Annotated in this window: 16 protein-coding genes; 7 read left to right on the top strand and 9 right to left on the bottom strand. The window is 42.3% G+C overall.

Annotated elements, in window-relative coordinates:
- Positions 1-19 precede the first annotated feature (19 nt).
- Positions 20-3,157 (top strand): glycoside hydrolase family 2 protein, encoded by a 3,138-nt coding sequence (locus BLU80_RS00775; RefSeq protein ID WP_170831092.1) that lies wholly within the window; start codon positions 20-22, stop codon positions 3,155-3,157.
- 121 nt (positions 3,158-3,278) lie between these two features.
- Here the strand turns inward: BLU80_RS00775 and BLU80_RS00770 are convergent, their stop codons facing one another.
- The 5 genes from BLU80_RS00770 to BLU80_RS00750 form a co-directional block, all read right to left on the bottom strand.
- Positions 3,279-3,890, bottom strand: coding sequence for an SCO family protein (locus BLU80_RS00770; RefSeq protein WP_170831091.1), 612 nt, complete (start codon positions 3,888-3,890; stop codon positions 3,279-3,281).
- Positions 3,891-3,950: 60 nt separating this feature from the next.
- On the bottom strand, positions 3,951-4,748 hold the full coding sequence (locus BLU80_RS00765) for a formylglycine-generating enzyme family protein (protein WP_091392167.1): 798 nt from the start codon (positions 4,746-4,748) through the stop codon (positions 3,951-3,953).
- 24 nt (positions 4,749-4,772) lie between these two features.
- On the bottom strand, positions 4,773-5,840 hold the full coding sequence (gene nirK, locus BLU80_RS00760) for a copper-containing nitrite reductase (RefSeq protein ID WP_091392164.1): 1,068 nt from the start codon (positions 5,838-5,840) through the stop codon (positions 4,773-4,775).
- Between the two features lie 233 nt (positions 5,841-6,073).
- A complete protein-coding gene (locus BLU80_RS00755) occupies positions 6,074-7,114 on the bottom strand; it encodes a response regulator (RefSeq protein WP_091392162.1) in 1,041 nt (346 codons plus the stop codon).
- Positions 7,092-8,252: a PAS domain-containing sensor histidine kinase gene (locus BLU80_RS00750; protein WP_091392161.1), complete on the bottom strand. Its 1,161-nt coding sequence runs from the start codon at positions 8,250-8,252 to the stop codon at positions 7,092-7,094. Before BLU80_RS00750 ends, BLU80_RS00755 begins: the two co-directional genes overlap by 23 nt.
- 345 nt (positions 8,253-8,597) lie before the next feature.
- Here BLU80_RS00750 and BLU80_RS00745 point away from each other — a divergent pair, with 345 nt between their 5' ends.
- Positions 8,598-9,050, top strand: coding sequence for a pyridoxamine 5'-phosphate oxidase family protein (locus BLU80_RS00745; protein WP_091392158.1), 453 nt, complete (start codon positions 8,598-8,600; stop codon positions 9,048-9,050).
- An 83-nt stretch (positions 9,051-9,133) separates the two neighbouring features.
- Positions 9,134-9,592, top strand: a complete 459-nt coding sequence (locus tag BLU80_RS00740) for a VOC family protein (RefSeq protein WP_091392155.1) — start codon at positions 9,134-9,136, stop codon at positions 9,590-9,592.
- 64 nt (positions 9,593-9,656) lie between these two features.
- On the opposite strand, the gene BLU80_RS00735 is transcribed toward BLU80_RS00740, so the two are convergent.
- The 4 genes from BLU80_RS00735 to BLU80_RS00720 all read right to left on the bottom strand — a co-directional run bounded on the left by BLU80_RS00735 (position 9,657) and on the right by BLU80_RS00720 (position 14,007).
- On the bottom strand, positions 9,657-11,438 hold the full coding sequence (locus BLU80_RS00735; RefSeq protein WP_091392153.1) for a M56 family metallopeptidase: 1,782 nt from the start codon (positions 11,436-11,438) through the stop codon (positions 9,657-9,659).
- Between the two features lie 33 nt (positions 11,439-11,471).
- Entirely contained in the window at positions 11,472-11,852 is a 381-nt protein-coding gene (locus BLU80_RS00730; RefSeq protein WP_091392150.1) for a BlaI/MecI/CopY family transcriptional regulator, read from the bottom strand.
- Positions 11,853-12,565: 713 nt separating this feature from the next.
- Complete coding sequence (locus tag BLU80_RS00725) at positions 12,566-12,865, bottom strand: hypothetical protein (RefSeq protein WP_091392148.1); 300 nt, start codon at positions 12,863-12,865, stop codon at positions 12,566-12,568.
- 560 nt (positions 12,866-13,425) lie between these two features.
- Positions 13,426-14,007: a hypothetical protein gene (locus BLU80_RS00720; RefSeq protein ID WP_091392146.1), complete on the bottom strand. Its 582-nt coding sequence runs from the start codon at positions 14,005-14,007 to the stop codon at positions 13,426-13,428.
- Positions 14,008-14,351: 344 nt separating this feature from the next.
- On the opposite strand from BLU80_RS00720, the gene BLU80_RS00715 reads away from it, so the two are divergent.
- From BLU80_RS00715 to BLU80_RS00700, 4 genes are all read left to right on the top strand, one after another.
- Positions 14,352-15,266 carry an AraC family transcriptional regulator gene (locus tag BLU80_RS00715; RefSeq protein WP_091392143.1) on the top strand — a complete coding sequence of 305 codons (915 nt, stop codon included), beginning with the start codon at positions 14,352-14,354 and terminating at the stop codon, positions 15,264-15,266.
- Between the two features lie 75 nt (positions 15,267-15,341).
- Positions 15,342-16,418, top strand: a complete 1,077-nt coding sequence (locus BLU80_RS00710; protein ID WP_091392141.1) for an aminotransferase class V-fold PLP-dependent enzyme — start codon at positions 15,342-15,344, stop codon at positions 16,416-16,418.
- A gap of 126 nt (positions 16,419-16,544) precedes the next feature.
- Positions 16,545-18,743, top strand: coding sequence for a hypothetical protein (locus BLU80_RS00705; RefSeq protein ID WP_244518636.1), 2,199 nt, complete (start codon positions 16,545-16,547; stop codon positions 18,741-18,743).
- 94 nt (positions 18,744-18,837) lie between these two features.
- The gene (locus tag BLU80_RS00700; RefSeq protein WP_244518635.1) at positions 18,838-20,997 is read left to right on the top strand and encodes a glycoside hydrolase domain-containing protein; all 2,160 of its coding nucleotides are present in this window, start codon (positions 18,838-18,840) and stop codon (positions 20,995-20,997) included.
- Positions 20,998-21,178: the final 181 nt, after the last annotated feature.

Here is a 21,178-nt window from a genome sequence, read left to right as displayed (position 1 = left end):
CTTCGTTTATTCCATGAAAATGAGCAGAAAATCTATAATGCGTAAATGGCTCCTGATTTGCCTAATCTTTGGTCAGGTATCCCTACTAAAGGCGCAGTATTATCCTGTCCGGGACAAAATTCAGTGTACTTCCCTGAATGGAACCTGGAAGATTAAAATATTCCCAGGTCAGCAGGTGCCGGACAGCCTGAAAGGATGGCAGCAAAATTCTTTTAATGATAAGCATTGGCAGCAGGTTCAGGTGCCCGGAAACTGGGAGACTGTCATTAATCAATTAAAAGCTCCGGAGTATGGCAAAGACCTGGGAGATTTTACCGGCCTTTACAGACGCACATTTGCGTACAATCCGGTGTGGGATAATAAGCATTTAATTTTACGATTTGACGGCGTAAATTTTTCCTATACGGTTTTTGTTAATGGAAAAAAGGTGGGTTGCTGGGGCAGTAGTTATAATCTGGCACAATTTGATATTACTCCCTTTTTGAATAAAACAGATGACAATGTTTTATCCGTCCAGGTTTCTACCCGGTCACTGCCTTCGCAACCTAAAAATACCTGGCAGTTCGATACCAACGATGACTGGTCTCTTTCCGGAATTTCAAGGGATGTTACGTTATTTGCCTTGAATAATATCTATCTGGGGGGTATTGATTTCAAAGCAGATATATTGAATCCAAATGAAGCCCGGGTGGATTTAAAAATTGACCTTGGCCGGTTCAAGGGTTCCGACAGGTCTGTATTAAATGACAGCAGTTTGAACCTTGTTGCAAGCCTGGTGGATCCTCTGGGGAATCATATCCTTGATTTTAACCGCTTTTTGTCTGCCGGTGAAATATTTAATCAGAAAAGTTCTGGCGCACCGGTTGGGGAGACAAAGGAGAATACGGCATTACCATCAATAAGCTTTTCTGGCCTGATAAAAAATCCCAGGTTATGGACCGCCGAGACGCCGCAATTGTACAGCCTGGAGGTAAAGTTAAGGGACAAAAACGGCCGGGTTCTGCAGCAAAGCAATCAATGTGTCGGACTAAGGAGTGTAAAGGTGGAGGGTTACAAATTAATGGTCAATAATCAACAGGTACATCTTCGAGGTGTTTGCCTGAGTGAAATAGATCCCAAAAATGGTCGGGCCATTGCATTTTCTGCCAGGTTAAAGGAGCTGAAAATGATGAAATCAGCCGGAATAAACTTCATCCGCACGGCGCATTATCCTTTTGCCCCCGAATTTTATGACCTCTGTGATCAGCTAGGATTTTATATCTGTGATGAAGTTCCTTTTGGCTATGGAGATAAAAACCTGAGCGACACGGCTTATCTGCCGGAACTGATCACCAGAGCCCGGTCAACGATTACCCGGGACAGAAATCATCCGAGTGTAATTGTGTGGTCTATCGGCAATGAGAACCCTTATACACCTGTCGTTGAAAAGGTTATCCAATATGTGAAAGCGCTGGACAGCTCGCGGCCGCGCGGATTACCTCAAAGAGGGTCGGATTATTTGCGCTACCAGGGAAAGCAGAGCCCCAACGTAGATATTTATATGCCCCATTACCTGGACGTTGCAGCTTTAAATGAAAGCCTGATTAAAACAGATAAGCCCCTTATTTTAACGGAGTATGCGCACTCTTTGGGACTGGCAATGGATGAATTTGAAGAGCAATATGCCAATATCTATAAACAGCCTAAAATAATCGGAGGTTCGGTATGGTGTTGGAAAGATCAGGCACTGTTGACAGATGGCAAAGACAAAATAAAAGGCTCCATAAAGCAGCTGGAAAAAGGAGCGGATAATTCCATGCCACAACTCTCCACGGTGGAGCAGGGAGTATGGATTGACCAGACGCATTATATGGATAATTTTGGCAATAATGGTGCGGACGGGATTGTCTACGGAAATTTATATCCACAGGAAGATTATTATTTAGTGAGAAAGGTTTACAGCCCTGTTCAAATACTGACGGATCAGCTAGAGGCTGTCTTTGGCCAGGAGAATGAATTCGGGATTGAGATTGCCAATCGTTTTGATTTTAAGACGCTGCATGGTTATCAGCTTTGCTGGCAATTAGTAAGACCGGATACGGTACTTAATGAGGGAAGGTTGTGGCTCACTGAAGCGGCACAACAGACAGGCAGGGAAAAAATATCCGTTGCATTACCCCAGATAATAGCCATGCAAAAAGCGTTGCGCCCTTTTGATTATTCTTTACATCTGAAGATTATTGCCCCGGACGGCAGTCAGATTAGTGAAAAAAATCTATTGCTCGTAAAACCCGATTACCGGCAATTGCTGGCGGGTGAAATGCCGGTTTCGCCAGTAAGGGTGACGGTATCAAACAAGGGAATTCTGAAGGTGCAAAACAGCCATAAAGTTTTGCTGGAAACCCCGCTAATGATGCGCGTGGGAAGAAAGCTTACCATCACCTCGGAAAATCAGACCTTAAAGGATCATTTTAACTGGAATCCTTATATACTGAGCCCTAAGGTTACTCAATATAAAAAGCAAAAGACGGATAGCGGGGTGATTTATACACTGGAGTGTGTGTGGACATCTGAGTCAGAAAATCCATCAAATATTGATTCGTCCGGAAGAGGTATCCAGGGAACGGTCCGGGTTTTTGTAAACAGCCGCAATCTGGTGGATATCCGGTACGACGTAACACCGTTCAGTAACGCAACCGGAAACTTGTTGGAATGTGGGCTAACCGTACAGGCCGGCAGTAATTATCATACTTTTCACTGGATCGGCGCCGGACCGTTCTCTTCTTCTATCGGTAAAACGGCCTATAACGAAAGGGGCGTGTATGCCCTTGATAAGAATGATATTAGATTTAATGGTAACCGGTCAAAAGTTGATCTGGCAGCGATAAGCGCTAGTGACGGCGTCACACTTGGACTTTACCCAGGTAATGGACAATTGGGCGTTGAAAACAAAAACGGGAATATACTGATATCTCAAAATGCGATTATCACAGGATATGGGAGTAAATTTAAAGCGCCCAAAGGGCGGCTTAAGATCAGTGATATTAAAAGCATAAAAGGAGGACTCACCATTGCATTAAGCATTCCTGAAGCGCCTGTGGACCTGATAAACGGTATTTTTCATCCTCAAGAGCCCGTAAATCCTGAAAATCCGTTTAAGGAGAGCTACGGCTGGTAATCATCAAATCGGGGTAGCGGTGCCGGCACCTCAGGCTAATGATAAAAAGAAATAGTGCCCCAGATTAAATGCTCTTAAACAGTCGGCTCTGGCTACGGCCACTGACGGAGGGTTACAACCATTATTTTTTAAGGGTAATGGCTTCAATGGCCTCCAGTCCCTCCTTTGTATGAACGTCCAGTCCCTGTATTTTTTTAACGATTTCTCCTTTTTGATTTAAAATGGCAATTTGGTTGGTGTGGTTAAATCCGCCTAGTGCCAGTTTGCTGTATTTTACTTCTAATAGCATGGAAAGCATTCTTACCTGATCCTGGCTGCCATGAAGTAAGGTCCAGTTTTTATCCAGATGCTTTTGACTGGCATATAATTTCAAGGTTGCTGCAGAATCAGACTGCGTATCAAAACTTACTAATGTAAAGTGCACCTGATTTAAAATTTCGGCGGGTAATGCAAGCTCTATTGCACGCATATTTTCCACCAGCTGCGGACAGGCATAACCACAGGAAGTAAAAATCATCGCTATGACCTGTACTTTTCCGGACAGGTCATCAAGGGGCATTTGCTGCCCGTCCTGATTGGTCCATTCTTCCCGGGACAAATAGATGGAGTTTGCGGAGATATCGCTGTTTTGCGTTGTCCGGGCAACTTTATCTTCAGAGACGGACTTAGTGGCGTTATTGCAGGCCAGCAACAGACAGGTTAATAGGATAATTAAAAATTTTATATTGCGCATGACGAATAAATTTATCATTATAGGTTAGGGTCATAGACAGAAGAACATTTGAAAAGAGGCTCAATTAATATTTTTGACACATCTGAACCCTAAATTCCGAACGGTGTATTTTGCTTTTAAACTGTTTCTAAAGGCAAAGCGCATAAAAGAGGCGTAATCTGATTTATCGATGGCGCTTTGGCTGCCAGCGGCACAGAACAGTGACTTTTCCAGCGATCCCTGGCTTCTGGAGTCGCCACTTTCCACCACACTATTAAAGTCATCAACCCATTCCCATATACTGCCTACCAGATCGTAAATACCTAAGTCGTTTTGATAGCCTGTCTTTACCGCGGCCAAATGCTCAGGAGTAGGGTTACTGTACCAGTCTAAGATATAACGGGTTACCGACCGGTTTTTGGGTAGTCCTACCGGAGGGAAGCTCAGCGCATATTCCCACTGATCAAGTGTGGGGAGGCTTTTACCCCTCCATTTTGCGTAAGCCGCCGCGGCGTACCAGCAAACATTGGTAACCGGACTGTTGCAGATGGCCGGATTTCCTATTTGGTAATCACCGGACCATTGTTCTAAGTAATTTTGATCTGCCAGAAGTCCGGGGATCTTTGATTTGGCCCATTTTGGATTGGCCTTTATAAAGGCAAGGAATTCCTGATTTGTGACGGCGTGATCATCCATATAAAATGCCTGTAGCTGTACGCGCCCGCTTTTATCGCCCTGCTGCATAAATGGTCTGTATAGGCCCGCTGGCACATACACCATGTCCGGAGGCCGCCCGGAGAGCGGGCGCTTTTTGTGCGGTTGAGCATTTAAAGCGGTGACCATAAACAGACTGGTTAGAAAAATGATGGCTGTTTTCATGGCTATTATTTTTGCAACAGGCACTTATTTGCTTTGTGTTTCTATATAAGGTTCATCTTTGATTTTCCCGGAATAGATGTCCTTATTTTCTGCTCCGGTAATTTCCAGCTGACCAATAGCGCCTTTATTGAAAGCCCTGAAAATGGAGTGATCAACGATGGAATAATATCCCGGAACTTTACAGGTGAATTCCGTAATGACGGCTCCTCCCACGGGAACCAGTGTTGTCTGTACGTCGCGGTTGATCATCTGCCCGCCTTCAAGGTAGACTCTGTCAAAGATTTCTCCGATCACATGAAAGGAAGAGGTAAGACTGGGCCCTGCATTTCCAAAAAAGATCCTTACGGTTTCTCCGACTTTGGCATGGAAGGCATTATCTCCCATCAGCGCACCCACTGAACCGTTAAATACAACATAATCCGGTTTTTCATCTAATGCCTTTTGTAAATTAAAGTGCTGCAAACCAGTGTCCCCAAATTTTCCATCTGTATAAACTTCTCCCTGAACCATATAAAACTCTTTATCAACCTTCGGCAAGCCTTCCTTGGGTTCAACCAGGATAAGCCCGTACATCCCATTGGCAATGTGCATCCCCACGGGAGCCATCGCGCAGTGGTAGATAAAAAGACCTGGTTTTAAGGCGCGGAAACCAAAAACAGAAGTGTGGCCGGGTGCTGTTGCAGAGGCCTCTGCTCCTCCGCCAGGTCCGGTGGCAGCGTGAAAGTCAATATTATGTGGCATGGTGCTGTTGGGGCTATTACTTAAATGGACTTCTACTTCATCTCCCTGATGGACGCGAATCATGGGCCCCGGAACGGTTCCGTTAAAAGTCCAGAAAGTATATTGGACACCATTTGCGAGCTGCATCTGCTTTTCGGTAACCAGTAAGTTGACAATTACTTTTTGTGGTGTTTTATATTGACTTATAGAGGGTGGAGCAAGTGGTGCAACGCCGAGTCTGGCCGTATAAGCCCCTTGCAGGGTTTCCAGTTGATCCTGTTTATCTGCTTTATTATTACTGCATCCCCAAAACATGCAATAAACGCCAATCAGACTTAATAGAATGAATGCAAATTTTACTGTCTTTTTCATGGCTTTGAATTTAAAGGTGAACTATTTTGTTGTTTTAAATTTCTACCACAAAATTACCGGTCGTAGACGGCGGCTCCGGTGACAAGGGTGCGTGAAAAAAATGATTTACATCATGTTTTTGGCTGGTTGGCATAAAACCGTGTTGATTATTTACGGCACAAGGAATCAACTCGTTGATTTATTGTATTTTGTAACTCAGTAAAGCAGCCATGTATTACACGCAGGATGCTGCTTTAATTGAGCATATTGGCAAGTTTTTGTTCATTGATGATTTCGATAAGACCGTGTTCTATTAATAGAAGGCCTTCATTTTTGAAATCGCTCAGCGTACGGATGAGCGATTCTGTTGAAGTCCCGGCAAGGCTTGCCAGCTCCTCTCTGCGGATATGGATCGAAAAATGTTCGGTATTATGATTTTCGTATTTGGCTTTTAATAATAATAAAACCCTGGCCACTCTTTTACGTAAAGATTCGTAGGCGAGCTCCACCATGTGTTCTGCTTTTTGGTTGTTATTATCAGCCAGTAAATGGAAGAATCTGCGGGCAAAATCTGGATTTGCCTGGATGAGCTCAAAAAAATCCTTTTTACTGATGATGTCTATCACGGCATCCTCAATGACCTCGGCGGTTACTTTGTAAGTAGATTCTTCCAGCAGTGCGGTATAGCCAAGAAAGTCCCCGGCACCATACAGGCCCACAATTAATTCTTTGCCGTCTTCACTGGTTTTATAAGCCTTAACCTTTCCCTTCGCAACATAAAATAAATAATGTGGATGATTTCCTTCAGAAAAGATCACCTGTCTTTTTTTGTATTGGTTGGTGATTTTTCCCTCCAGCAGTGTTTCCAGTGAAATTCTTCTGGGTTCATTGGGGATTTCTGCAATCTTTTCTTTTATGGTGTTGCGGGCAGATTTTTTAAGCCGGGTTTCAATAGCATTGAGCAGCTCGGCTTCATTAAAAGGCTTAGTGATGTAGTCGTCCGCCCCCATTTCCATGCCTTTTCTAAAATCTGAACGCTCGGTTTTAGCGGTCATGAAAATAAAAGGAACGTCCTTAAGTTCAGCGTGTTTTTGTACCATCAGCAATACGCCATAACCATCCAGCCCAGGCATCATAATGTCTGAGATAATCAAATCAGGAAGATAGAGGATTGCCTTTTCAACGCCGGATTTTCCATCCAAGGCAGTCATTACCTCATACCCTCCAAGAGAGAGTATCTCTGCTGTGTTCTCCAGGAGTTCCTGGTTATCTTCAATCAGTAGAATCTTTTTCATCACTTAATGTCAGAGTAAACGTTGTCCCTTCCCCTATTGTACTGGTAAAGTTAAGCTTTGCGTGGATTAAATCCACATAACGGCTGACAATGGCGAGGCCCAGCCCCGTGCCTGCGATATGTAATACGTTGTTGCCTCTATAAAATAGATTATACACCTGTTTATTATCTTCTGAGGCAATACCAACGCCATGATCTGTTATAATGATCCTGGTGGAGTGCCCTTGCTGATAACAACTGATTTCAACAGGCTTGTCTTTTTCACTGAATTTAAGCGCATTACTAAGCAGGTTTAAAAGAATGTTTTTAAGTAAATGCCTGTCTGTATAAATAATGAGCGCTGCACTGATGGAGACCTGGATATTCCTGTCCAGGGCAACGGAATGTTCCAATTCACTTAAGACTTCGGTCAGTAAGTCCTCCAGCGGAAAGCTGGTAAAATGCACCGGTATTTTACCATTCTCAATGCGCCCGAAATCCAGAAAATCATTTAAGGTGCTATTGAGATGAGAAACAGAGGCTTTAATCCTTGCCACATGCTTTTCTCTGTGAGCCTGTTCATTTTCTTTAGGATACTTTGATATTAAGGATGCGGAAGATAAAATCGTGCTGAGTGGCGTTTTAAATTCATGCGATGCCATTGAGATGAATTTTGATTTCATCTCATTGAGTTCCTTTTCCTTGTTCAGCGATATGAGCGCTCTTTCATATTCTTTTTCCGCAAGTTCCTTTTCTTTGCGAACAGTAATATCTATGATAAAGGCAATAACCAGTAACTGGTCGCCTTTTTTAAAAGGACTAAGGCTTACTTCAACCGGGAATTCACTACCATCTTTTCTTAGTCCATAAAGATCCCGCCCCGTTCCCATTGCCCTAGTCTCCGCATGGGCATTGTAATGATTGCGGTAATCCACATGGTGATGATGAAACCTGCTAGGAATGATATCCTCTACTCTTTTGCCTAAAAGTTCCTTTTCGCTATAACTGAAACTTTCAAGAGCAAATTTATTCGCTAACGTTATCTTACCGGTCTGGTCCGTAATGATAATGCCCATAGTAGCATTTTGAAAGATGGCTTCAAAAAGTTGCTTTTGCGTTAAGTCGTCGGACTGAATAGGCGTCGTATCTGAAAAGCTCATTTCAATATTTTTGAATGGTAAAATTATGTATTTCTCAGCGGTTTTTAAAATAGCCCGCTTTGGCCGGTGAGCCGGACAGGTATTGTTCCAAAGGGGGCAAACCTTTTTGATTCTTTTAAATTTATGTATTAAAAGAACAACTATTTATGTTTAAGAAATAGAATTATGATATGAATCATAGGAAGGCCTTTTTAGCATCATACAATCAGAAAAGGCCTTTTGTAATATTTGTAGTGCATAAGATGGTATTGCTAATGGAGGGCAGGCATATTGGTGTCTATTTGGTTGTGTTTGCCCTCTTATTTGCCTTATCACGGCTCATTAAAAAACAAAAATAGGTATCATATGGAACCCAAAATACTGGATTTTATAAAAACGCAACATATTGCAAGCATGAGCTGTCTGGATGATCAGGGGCTGCCTTATAGTTTTAATTGCATGTATGTTTATCAGGAGACAGAAAATTTTCTGTATTTTAAATCAGGTGCCGGAACGCAGCATGCCAGACTTTTAAAGAAAAACCCCATAGTATCCGGAACAATCCTTCCGGACAAATTAAATTTATTAATCGTAAAAGGGGTGCAGTTTTGGGGCCATTTGATCCAGGAGAGCGAGTTAATAAAGGGAGAAGGATTTAAATATTACCATAAACAACTGCCTATGGCTTTTGTCAGGCCCGGCGACATTTTTGTTATAGCACTTGATACGATAAAGATGATGGACGCCAGTCATGGAATTATCAAAAAATACAGCTGGTCAAGAGCTGCAGCGGCAAGCCTTACAGAAGACAAGGTATAAAACGGATTGTTATTGCGGGTGCCTGGTTAATTAAAATAAAGTAATTTAGAAGGACATTACATTACTTTATTAAAATTTGCACCATGAAAATTAAAATCAGCCTGATTGTTCTGGCCTTTATCTCACTGGCAGGTAGCGTCTTAGGGCAGACAGCCCCGGTTCATCCCTCTTTAAATCATATTGCGGTTTATGTAGCTGACTTACAGGTAAGTACCGGGTTTTACAAGGATGTGATTGGTCTTGACTCCGTAGCGGAACCCTTCCATGATGGCAAACATACCTGGTTTGCGGTAGGCCCTAATATCAAACTGCATTTGATTAGTGGCGCAAAGAAAAAAGAATTTCACGATAAGAATGCGCATTTGTGTTTTACGGTTCCTTCCGTGGAAGCATTTATCGTCAATTTGAAAAAACGTAGTATTCCCTTTGAGAGCTGGGAGGGTAAGCAGGGTGCCTATACGCTAAGAGTGGACGGCGTTAAACAGATTTATTTCATGGATCCTGATGGTTACTGGATTGAGATTAATGATGCGAGAGAGTGAGCGGGAGAACTATAATATAAAAAAGAGGCGGATTTTAAACCCGCCTCTTTTAAAAAATGCACTATTAATCGTCGTTGTCCAAATCCCAGTTCATATGACTCAGATCATCGTGAAGCTGTTGTAACTGATTTTTAAATTTAGGATCATTTAAAACCTTTATGGCCATATCTTTATAGGTGTCGGCCATTTTCTTTATTTTTTCCTGCATTTCAGGGTTGTCTTTGAGTTGTCTGGCCAGTTTTTCTGCTCTGAATTTTAAGTGCTTTATTTGATTTTTCCAGGCTGTATCCTTGGCAAAGGAAGCGGCGATGGCAGCACTTCGATTACTTAACGCCTCTAATTGTTTTTGCATTTCCGGGGAGGGTTTATATGCCTCTGCCATCTGCTGTGCGTTTTGATCCAAGTCTCTGAGTTGCTTTTCTAAGGCCGGGTCGTCTTTCATTTTACTGGAAAGCGCTTTGGCATCCTGAGTTATTTTTTCAATAGTCGCTTTAAAAGCCGGGTCCTGTTCAAATTTGGAGGTAATTTGCATGGCCTTTTGCTGGATGGCCGCAAGGTTAGATTGCCAGGCGGTATCTGCTGCAAAGCCAGCTGCTATTTTCTGGGCAGACTTTGTGATCTCATCTATCTGCTGTTGCATTTGCGGTGTAATACTGTCCATAACGGTCCGGGATCCGGCAGAACTTAAATAATGACTTGCGGGTTGCTTTGGCTGGATTATTTGGGGGTTAGTTCTGGCGGAATTGGTAGCGGTTATTTGCTTTTGCGCTTTCATTCCCTCTTTTGTGGCTGTTATTTGCTTGTTTTTAGCCTGTTGTTGTTTTGGGCTTAACCAGGCAATACAGCCAATTGCCATAATAATCAGTAATAATGAGACAATTTTTTGCTTTACTGAAATAATGGGATTTTTTTTCATGGTAAATAATTTAATCCTGTTTAGTAATTTAAATGAATTGTGTCCATTGGCAGCAAGGGTAAGACGCTTTGTCTCATTAATTTTTTCCAGGGCAAGTAATGCGGTAGCATAGGTGTAAGGCGCAACTGATTTGATGACCAGTTCATCACAGGCTTTTTCTCTTTCCTCCCGCATGATTTTTGACAACAGCCAGATAAAAGGATTAAAGAAAAACAGCGCTTCAACAATAGACATGATAAAGTTTACCAGATAATCCTGCCTGCGAATATGGGCCAGTTCGTGTGTAATTATTGCTTCTATTTGTACGGCTGACAGATGGGTGATAATGGAAACAGGAAGTAATATAATGGGTTTAAGGTATCCCATCATCAGTGGCGTATTGATCTTGTCTGATAAATAGAGCTGTACCCTGGAAGCGATATTAAATTGCTTACTGGTTGCGGCTAAGTGTTGCATATATTGCACTGGCGCAGTGAACAGTCCGCTCGTTTTTAGTTGGCGCGTTTGCAGATAACTGAATAAAACTTTAAATAGCAGGATGGTAACTCCTATGAAATAAATGATAAGCGCCAGTGGAATACACTTGCTTAAATGAAATCCTGTTTCAGTCGCGGCTCCCGGATACACCGTAGTTAACACAGGAAAGTTTCCCGGAAAATAAAATAGTGCAGCAGATTGTTCTTTTATCTGACCGGACAGGCTTGTTTCCAGGTTTAAATAGTAAATAAAAGTCTGAATAAACCAGATCGTTGCTATTAAAGAGCCAACGGCTGCCAGATTGTATTTGATTCTGGCTGCGCTGTTCCTATTCAGCCATATTAAAGCATAGGTCAGGAAATAAAGGATCGCAGCCTGCCAAAGACTGGACAGCAGGCTCATGCCTAGCGCTTTAAATGCGGGACTTGATAACCAATTAAATAATGTTTCCATGTGTTTTAATTTAAATGGATAGACCGTTATTGTTTAGGGATTTTGTTTTTGCAGCTCATCCAGGTAGGCTTTTATCGCATCAATTTCCTGGGTAGAAGGCTGATAACCTCCCAGGGCCTGCATGACCAGCTTCGTTGGAGATCCTTTGAAAACCGAATCAATAATTTTATCCAGGGCCTGCTGTTTGCCGCTTTGCTCAGAAATGGCTGCTGCATATATATGGGTACGGGAGGAAGCGTCTCTGGTCAGCAAACCTTTTTCGAACATGATTTGCATTAGCTTTAATGTGGTTGTATAGCCGGTTTGCTTTTCTGTGCCCAGGCTTTCATGGATGGTTCTGACGGTACTAGGTCCATTAGCCCACAAAATCTGAAGAATTTCAAGTTCACTATCGGTAATTTTCCTGTTTTGCATTTGTCTACGATTGATTTCGTAGACAAACATACGAAAAGTTTCGTAAACAAAATGTTTTTAGGAAACTTTTAGCACTGTAGGTGGCAGCCATAAAAAAGGAGGAAAATGTTGAGTTTGCCATTTTTTCATACTTCGATTATTTTTTTCGATGTTCACCAAGGCGGAAAAAAATGAATATTTATACTTGGCATCTAATTTTCACTCCTGGAAACCCCCTGTCCTTTGTGTGATACAGCAGCTGCATTCGGAGGCGGGCAGAAATTACGACGGGAACTTTTGCTACTGCAGTTTTGCCCTGATTTGTGCCTGATGGCAGATCACTGATGTTTTCTGATCTCTAAAGTCTACTTTTATTTCCCACCTTCTAATAAAAGATGCCCTTGCTATCCAGCTCGGCTATTAGACGCCAGGCCCATTTTGAATAACCTTTATGTGAAGCACCGCAATATAATCTAACTATATTGGCTTCCAAATCGCCATCTACCTTTCTATCGTGGTGTTGAAACAAATTATGAAGATGAAAATATTTGGCTTTCTCAAAAATAACGGGAACACTTTATAATGATGAAATACAAAGGATTAGTTATCATCTGAAAAAATATTTGCTGTTGATGAATTGGATGAAAATTCCGTTATTCGACATTTTCGAATAACTGCCCAAGACGGCAAAAACCCCTTGTCATATGGCTAGGGCCTAGCGAGCAGCCTCATGGTTATATTTTACTGTTTTTTCGGATAACTATACGTGAGATAATGAATACAATTAAAGCGATAAGTGTTAATATCCCTGGTACTATTATTGAATACATTCCCCATGCAAACAAAGCCCCCGGGTCTGTTTTTACTGTAAAAGCTGTATATTCATTAACAAGCCAGGTAAATATCAAAGCATAAAGCCCAGTAATAATCCAATAAACAATACCATTCCTGCCTAATTTGCGTGTGGCTGTAATGACCAATATCAAAACTGTTAGGTAAATAACCTGAACAAATATTAATTCTCCAATGTTCATTATCTTAGAATTATTATTGAATACCTACTTCTTGTAATTGGAGATCACAAATAGTGATGTCCAATTTTATTCAATTATAAAAACGCCAGAGTGATGCGGTCTGTGTTCTGCCTAAGCTGCTGCCATGATATTTGCTTTAAAGGCAAAGCTAACCAATATTGCAATTTTTTCCATTAAATTCTGATGTCCTTTTCCTGAAAGTTGCTCTTCGGATAGTGCATATAGGGCGCGTTGAAAGAAGTTTTACGGATTCATCACTATGCTGAAGTACTCAGCGCGGGGGATTAACAATCATCTACTCATCAAACGCTCCTTGCTTATATCTATTGCCAGTTGGAAAAACTACATATTACTGCACACTCCTATTATTATCTGAGTTTTTACCGGGTATACCATATTTAGTTATTTAACAAGAGATAAAGGGCAAAAAAATAAATAGCAATATAAACAACTATATCGCTATTTTTTGCCTTACCTAGTTAAAGGGCTAACAAAAAAAAGCCGGGTCTTAAAAAAGATCCGGCTTACAAAAAATGATTAGGTTGTTTCTGGGTCCTATATTAAAAATCAAAATCAGTGCTGAATACATAATTATCCTGAGACAGAACTACTTTATAGTTGCCATGCAGGCTTTTAGAGAAGTCAAATCCTTTAGAAACAGATGCCGTACTTGTTTTAACGGTGTTGATCAAAGAACCATTCTGGTTGTATACATTGATTTCCACGTCTTTTTTAGCAGGATTAGAGAAAAATACGTTTAAAACATCACCTTCTCTTCTGAAGATGGGCTTAACAAACAGGCTGGATTCGCTGGCGATGGTTACAGCGCCGTCAATTTTATCAACCTTGGTTGTTTCGATAGATCTATTGTTTTCTACTTTGATGTAGTAAGTACCATCCGGAACCATAGAGAAATCGATATTTTTGAAGGAACCTGCTTTCATATCGCTTAACTCATACAGGTTGTTACCGTTTTCGTCGGAAACAGAAATGTTGTGTGCAGTTGGAACATCGCTGATCATTACTTTTACCACGCCATTGGAAAGGACATTGATATTACCGTAAATGTTGTCAGCCTTGGCCATTGCAGTCATTAAGGTAAAAACTACCGCAGTTAAACTAAGTTGAATGAACTTTTTCATATTTATATTTTTTAGTTGGTTATTCTTAATTTTCTACTGCAAAGATAGAACGGGCCAAAACCGATAATAACATGAATTTAATCCAAAAACTATGGTATTTTGTTCAATAAGCGTTAGTTTTGTGTTTACAATTTAATAATATTGCATAATCAACTGTTAGTTTATTAACGCGACATTAGGAAATTTGGCCGGGCGGTGTTAAGTGGGGTATTGAAAAATGGGTAAAATGCCCGCAAACAGCGGGGTTTTAGCCAAAAAAAAATTAAAGCCGCCGTTAAGTGCTGCAGTTTTGTTAAAGAAAAGGGCCCTGGAAGTACGTGTAAGGGCTATAAAAACAAATTGTTATGGAATCATCATTTAAGCCCAGAATTGAAATCATTAAACCGCAGTTCGGTTATAGTTTTTATTATCAGCGCTACGATGAAAGTCATCCGAACCCTACTGCCTCTGCCTGGCATTATCACCCGGAATTCGAGCTGGTATATGTCAATGAAGGTGCAGGTAAACGACAGGTAGGGACGCATTTGTCCCATTACAGGAATGGAGATTTGATTTTAATCGGCTCAAATTTGCCACATTGCGGCTTTACACGCAGCCTGAGAGGCAATCAAAGGGAGACTTTAATACAATGGCGGATGGAAGCGTTTGGGGAAGGGTTTTTCCATATCCCTGAACTAAAGTCCGTTCTCCGTTTATTTGAGCGGGCGAAAAGCGGGATGGTTTTTCACGGAGAGGATAAAAGAACCATAGGAGCCGTACTAGAATCCATGCAAGGCCTTGAGGGGCCACAGCGGCTATTGACCTTTTTTAAAGCACTGACCATGATGGCAAGTGCCCAACAGTACACGGTATTAAATGCCGGTAGTATTTTATTAGAGGCAAAGGTGGAAGACCAGGAAAAGATTAATCGCATCTTCAATTATGTTAAGGAAAATTTTAATGAAGAGATACCCCTGGCAGATATTGCGGCTCAGGTTTTTCTCACCCCTTCTTCTTTCTGTAAATATTTTAAAAAGATCACCAATAAGACTTTTGTCCAGTATCTGATTGAATACCGGCTGATCCACGCCGCCAAATTATTGCATGAGACAAATTTAGCCATTACGGATATCTGTTATGAATGCGGCTTTAATAACTATAGTCATTTTAATAAGAAGTTTAAGGATACGATGGGGCGTACGCCACTGCAATACAGAAATGAGCTTAGAACGACCAGCTCTGTAGATCTCGCTTCTGCTGAAGCCCTGCTTGAACTTTAAATTAAATGTGAATCAATAAGGAGCCAGTGGAAAAATTAGTAAATTGTGATACAATTCACGACCAAATCAATTTCCATGGAACCACAAATAGTGCCTAAGGCGTATTTAAATACTGCCGGCTGCGGCATTATATCAAAGGCAAGCCTGCAAACGGCTGCTGAGATATATAATGATTTTGCAATAAACAGCTCTACCAGATCGGAGCTGTGGCGGGAAAAAGAAGAGCCGCTATATCGAAAAACCCTGGCAACTTTTTTGGGTGTTGACGAGCAGCGACTGGCCTTTATTCCTAATTTCTCCTATGCCATGAACATACTGGTGCAATCCTTAAAAGGGGATGAATCCATTTTGCTTTACCAAAACGATTATCCGTCTATTACAGCACCTTTTATCCAAAATGGTTTTAAGGTACAATGGGTAGAACGGACGGATGGCTTTTATTTATCTGTTGAGTCCGTAGAAAAGATTTTTAAAGAACATACCATTGATATTCTGGCCATCGGTCATGTGCAGTGGCAAACAGGTTTTAAAACGGATATTGCGGCCCTGTCCGCCCTTTGCAAACAATACCAGGTAAAACTAGTGGTGGATGCTACGCAAAGCCTTGGGGCGATTCCTATTGCGATGCAGGAGTTAGGTATTGATGTTCTGATCGCCAGTAATTATAAATGGATGAACAGCGGATTTGGAAACGGCATTATTTATTTTGACCCTTCTTTTTTAGTCCAGTATCCGCCCGTCATTACCGGCGCTTCTAGTCTGGATTTTAAAGGTACAGCCAGAAGTTATGAGCCTGGTGGTCTGAATATTTACGGACTTGCTTTACTCTATGAAGCATTGCTTGAAAAAATGGAGATAGGGATTGATCGCATTTATCAGCATAATATGAGACTGACAAAATCGCTATTAGATGGGCTGGTTACTCATAAAGAAAAAATAGAAATTGTCGGTGATTATACCATACAGAACAGAGCTTCTATTGTGGTACTCAAGGAGATAAGTAACCATAACGGCTCATTAGGGGCTTATCTGGCAAAACAGGGAATAATAGTCACCAACAGAGCCGGTACATTGAGAGTCAGTATGCATTTTTATAATAAGGCAGAGGAGATCGGATATTTTTTGGAAGTGATTGAAAGCTGGCTAAAATAGAAGCCGGGCCTGATCAGACCTATGTTGAATTTTTTACAGAACCCCCTTTAAAAATATATGCAAAATCATTTTTCCTACCGTTGTCAGCCTTGGGTTGCACCCGGAATAAAGTCCGCCTTTTTAAAAATGACAGGGCTCTGTATGAGCCTGTTGGCTTTTAATAGCGCCATGGTTTGCGGTCAGCCTGTCAGGCAGGACTCCGCCGCCAAAACATCTTTTCAGATTGCAGATAAGTGGGACGCCAGATATGACGTGCGGGCGGATATAGCCATGGTCTATGGCATTAATGATGCTGGCGGTCATTTTCAACAGCGTGTCAACAGCTGGCAGGAGCAGGGATATAATGTCCAGTTTATGACTGGATCCGCGTGGGGACAGTACAAGGATTATTTTTTAGGACAGTACGACGGCCGGCAGCATTTTGATGAGGGCCAGACCATGAAAGACGGTAAAATCATCTGGCATGGGGAAAATGTACCTTATATCGTTCCTACCCTTAATTACCTGAACTATTTAAAAACACATATTAAAAAAGCGATAGATGCAGGCGTAACGGCTATTTATTTAGAAGAGCCTGAGTATTGGGCAAGATCGGGTTACAGTGAGGCCTTTAAAAAGGAGTGGCAAAGCTTTTATCACGCTCCCTGGCAGCCTCAGGATAGTTCCGCTGAAGCAACTTATCTGTCCTCCAAACTAAAGTACCACTTGTATTACAGAGCACTGGATACATTATTTGCTTACGCTAAAAGATATAGCCGCAGCGTTGGCAGAGAGGTCGGTTGTTTTGTTCCGACCCATTCACTGATCAATTATTCAAGCTGGCAGATCGTAAGCCCGGAGGCTAGTCTGGCCAGCCTTCAGCATGTCGACGGTTATATTGCTCAGGTCTGGACCGGAACTGCCAGAGAACCGGTTTATTACAATGGGGTTAAAAAAGAACGTGTATTTGAAAACGCCTATCTGGAATACGGATCGATGATTTCAATGACAGCGCCCACAAATAGAAAGATTTATTTACTAACGGATCCCATTGAAGACAGGTCCAGAAGCTGGGATGATTATAAAAGAAATTACGAAGCCACCTTTACGGCAGAGCTAATGTATCCAAGCGTGAATACCTATGAGGTCATGCCCTGGCCCAGCAGGATTTATCTGGGCCGGTTTAAAGTAGAAGGAGCGGAAAAAAAACAACCGATACCGGCGGCCTATGCCACTCAGGTGCAGGTGATGGTAGGCGCGCTGCAACAAATGCCACTGTCTGAGACCAGGGTATCGGGGACAGCCGGCATCGCTGTTCTGCTCAGCAATTCCATGATGTTTCAAAGGTTCCCGACGCATAACGGCTATGAGGATCCCCAGTTGTCCAATTTTTACGGTATGGTAATGCCTTTAATTGAACAGGGGATTCCGGTACAAACCGTCCATATGGAAAACCTGGGCTATCCTGAGGCGCTCAAAGGCGTCAGGGTTTTGATAATGAGTTATGCCAACATGAAGCCTCAGTCCCCCGAGGTACATAAACAGTTAGCGGCCTGGGTAGCATCCGGAGGCTCGCTAATTTATTATGGAAAAGACGATGATCCTTTTCAGCAGGTCAAGGAATGGTGGAATACCGAGGGCCGTTCTTATAAAAGCCCTTCGGAAGATTTATTTAAACAACTGGGCATTCAGTATAAAGCAGCAGAGTCACGGGTTTATAAAAAAGGGAAAGGCCGGGTGTGGATCATAAAAAAAGATCCGAAGACGCTGGTAATGCAGCCTGATCAAGGAAATCAACTACTCTTACTGGCAAAAGAAGCGTATCAGAAAAGCAGGGTGCAGTCAGGGGGTAATGACAAATTTCAAACTAAGAATTATTTTACCCTAAAAAGAGGACCTTATCTGGTGGCCTCGGTTTTAGCGGACGGCCCCTCCACGGATCCCCTTGTCTTAAAAGGTCATTATATAAATTTATATAACCCCGGCTTGCCGGTGGTGCATGAAATGGTAGTCAAACCAGGCGCGCAGACACTGCTCTATGATCTGACTGCAGGCAAACAAGATAAAAAGGATGTCCGCGTGCTGGCCGTGGCCGGAAGAGTAACGGACAGCATATATAACCGGTCCACTAAACTTTTTACCTGTTTAGTCAAGGGGCCTGAGGGAACCCATAACAGCATGCGTATTAAACTGCCGCAGCAACCGCGGCAACAGGACATTAAATTGACAGATCAAAATGGAAACCTGCTAAGGATAGAGGATTATAGCTGGGACCCGGCATCTTCTACCCTCTTTTTAGCATTTAATCATTTGAAAGGAGGGGTGAGTCTGGCCATCCAGCTCTAACCCCATTACCTGTAAAAGGGAAAAAGGAGATAAAACCGGATCCCGGAATTAAATGAGCCGGAGCTGGATACGGATATAAGCATAAAAATTAAAAATGACGATGATAAGGAAAATGAAAATTGGCTGGTTGGGCGTTATTGCTTTAATGGGATTACAGGGGTCGGTTCTTGGGCAGGGATCCGCAAACAAACGGGCAAACCTATTGCCTATTGAGAACCCTTCCGGATATGTCAATGTTTTCCTCGGGACCTCGGGAGACCATGGTCAGCTGTCGCCGGCAGCCAGTTATCCTTTTAGTATGTTGAGCATTGTTCCACAGACTGACCCATGGATTCACACGGGGTATGAACATTATGCCAAAAAGTTTTTAGGATTTGCTCACAGCGTTTTTGAAGGAGTGGGATGTGAGGGAAGCGGCGCTAATTTACTGGTCAGGCCGTTTACAGGAGAAGACCCTAAAAACTGCGATTTGATAAAATCTGCAGAAGCAGGGGCTCCCGGTTTTTACGAGGTCTTATTTAAAAATGGGATTAAGGCCGCCTTTACCGTCAGGGGCAATGAAGGACTGCATGAATATCAGTTTGCGGCGACCTCAGGTTCACAAAGGGGTTTGTTTTTTGACTTAAGTCATACCAGGGCCAACCGTTTTTATGATGAACAGCATGAGACCTCTGCCACTTCCATCAGTGGATGGATCCAGGCAGGGACCACTTGTAGTGTGGGCAGGTATAAGATTTATTACTATATTTCCTTAAGTGAGCCAGTAAAGTGGGAAAAGACCCATGATCATCAACTAATAGCAAGATTTGCCAGTCAGACGAAAAAAATCGAATTGCGGATTGGCTGGTCTTCCACCAGTGAGGCCTATGCCAAGGCAGCGGTTGATCATCAAAGTTTTGAGCAGTTACGTCAGGCCGCAACCCAGGCATGGAATGATGCACTAGGTCGTATTGCCATCGGGCAGACAAGTTTTTCCGATACGAGTATCAATACCACCATGAAGGACAGAAGGTCGCTGTTCTATTCATTGCTTTATAGAGTGATTCAATCTCCGTACCTGATTTCTGAAAAGGATGGTACTTATAGAAATACAAAGGGAGCACTCGTTAAATCGGATAGTCCCGTTTACAACGGCTGGTCGGTATGGGATAATTACCGGACGCAACTGCCACTGCTGGCACTTGCCTATTCGGATCGTTATCAGAGCATCGTTAACAGTCTTAGCGGCTTATATGCAAATGGTAAACAGGATTATGCAACCCAGACCGAACCTTCGAATACAGTCAGAACAGAGCATACGGGTATTGTTCTGTTAGACGCCTACAACAAAGGGTACAAGGTGGACTTTAAAAACATAATTGATTCCATTAAAAAAGAAGTGGATCATCTGGATTTCTCTCATCCTGATAAAGCCTTGGAGAGCAGCTATGATACATGGGCCGTCAGTGAGATTTATAAGACATTGGGCAATAAAACACTGCAACAGCAATATAAAAACAAGGCCCTGAATTATAGGACAGTCTGGGAAAAAGAGTTTGCGGATCTCTCAAAAAAGGATATTGATAAGATGGGTGCGAGGGGCATGTATCAGGGCACCGTCTGGCAATACAGATGGCTTGTACCCTATGATATGGCCGGTCTGACGCAGCTAATCGGCTCAAAAACAATGGTAGAGGAACAGCTGGATCAGTTTTTTAATGGAAACTACTACAGTCAGGCCAATGAACCGGATATTGCAGCTCCATCCCTGTATAATGTGACGGCGCATCCTTCAAAGGCCCAGTACCTTATGCATCAGTATGCAGTAGATACGGTTACCCAGTTTTATTTTAATGGTAACAGCAGAGGCATAGACCCGGTCATTGGACCGGTCTATAGAAATCAGCCCAGGGCATTTCTGCCTACAATGGATGATGATGGAGGCGCCATGTCAGGATGGTTTGTCTTCTCGGCCATTGGTTTATTTCCTGCATGTGTAGGTGCGCCGGTTTATTATTTACATGTTCCCTTGTTTGAGGATTTGACCATCAATATGTCCCGCGTAAAAGGCGAAGGAAAAAAACTACATATAAAAGTGCATAATTTTTCTCCAGATAACTGTTATATCCGAAAAGTGGTTTTCAATGGTCAGGAGCTACGGCAAAGTTATCTGACAGATGCCGCATTAAGAGCGGGAGGTGAACTGGAAATATTTGCAGACAATCAGCCGCATGATCCTAAAGGATGGGATACATGGGTCAGCCAGATTCATTAGGGTAGATTTTTAATGCAAAAGGACGGCTTATCCCGATACTTTGGGTAAGCCGTCCTTTTGTATTGGATCATAACTGAAATATTACCCGGTTATCCTTGCATTTATATGCACCTGATCTTTTGTATATTTGTATTGGAAGCTCAGGCATACGCCTGAAGCCGCTACTAATATTCACAATAAC

The sequence above is a fragment of the Arachidicoccus rhizosphaerae genome (genome assembly GCF_900107765.1).
Taxonomy (GTDB): domain Bacteria; phylum Bacteroidota; class Bacteroidia; order Chitinophagales; family Chitinophagaceae; genus Arachidicoccus; species Arachidicoccus rhizosphaerae.
The sequence above is the reverse complement of the archived record's forward strand: the minus strand, read 5'-3'. Positions and strand labels throughout refer to the sequence as shown.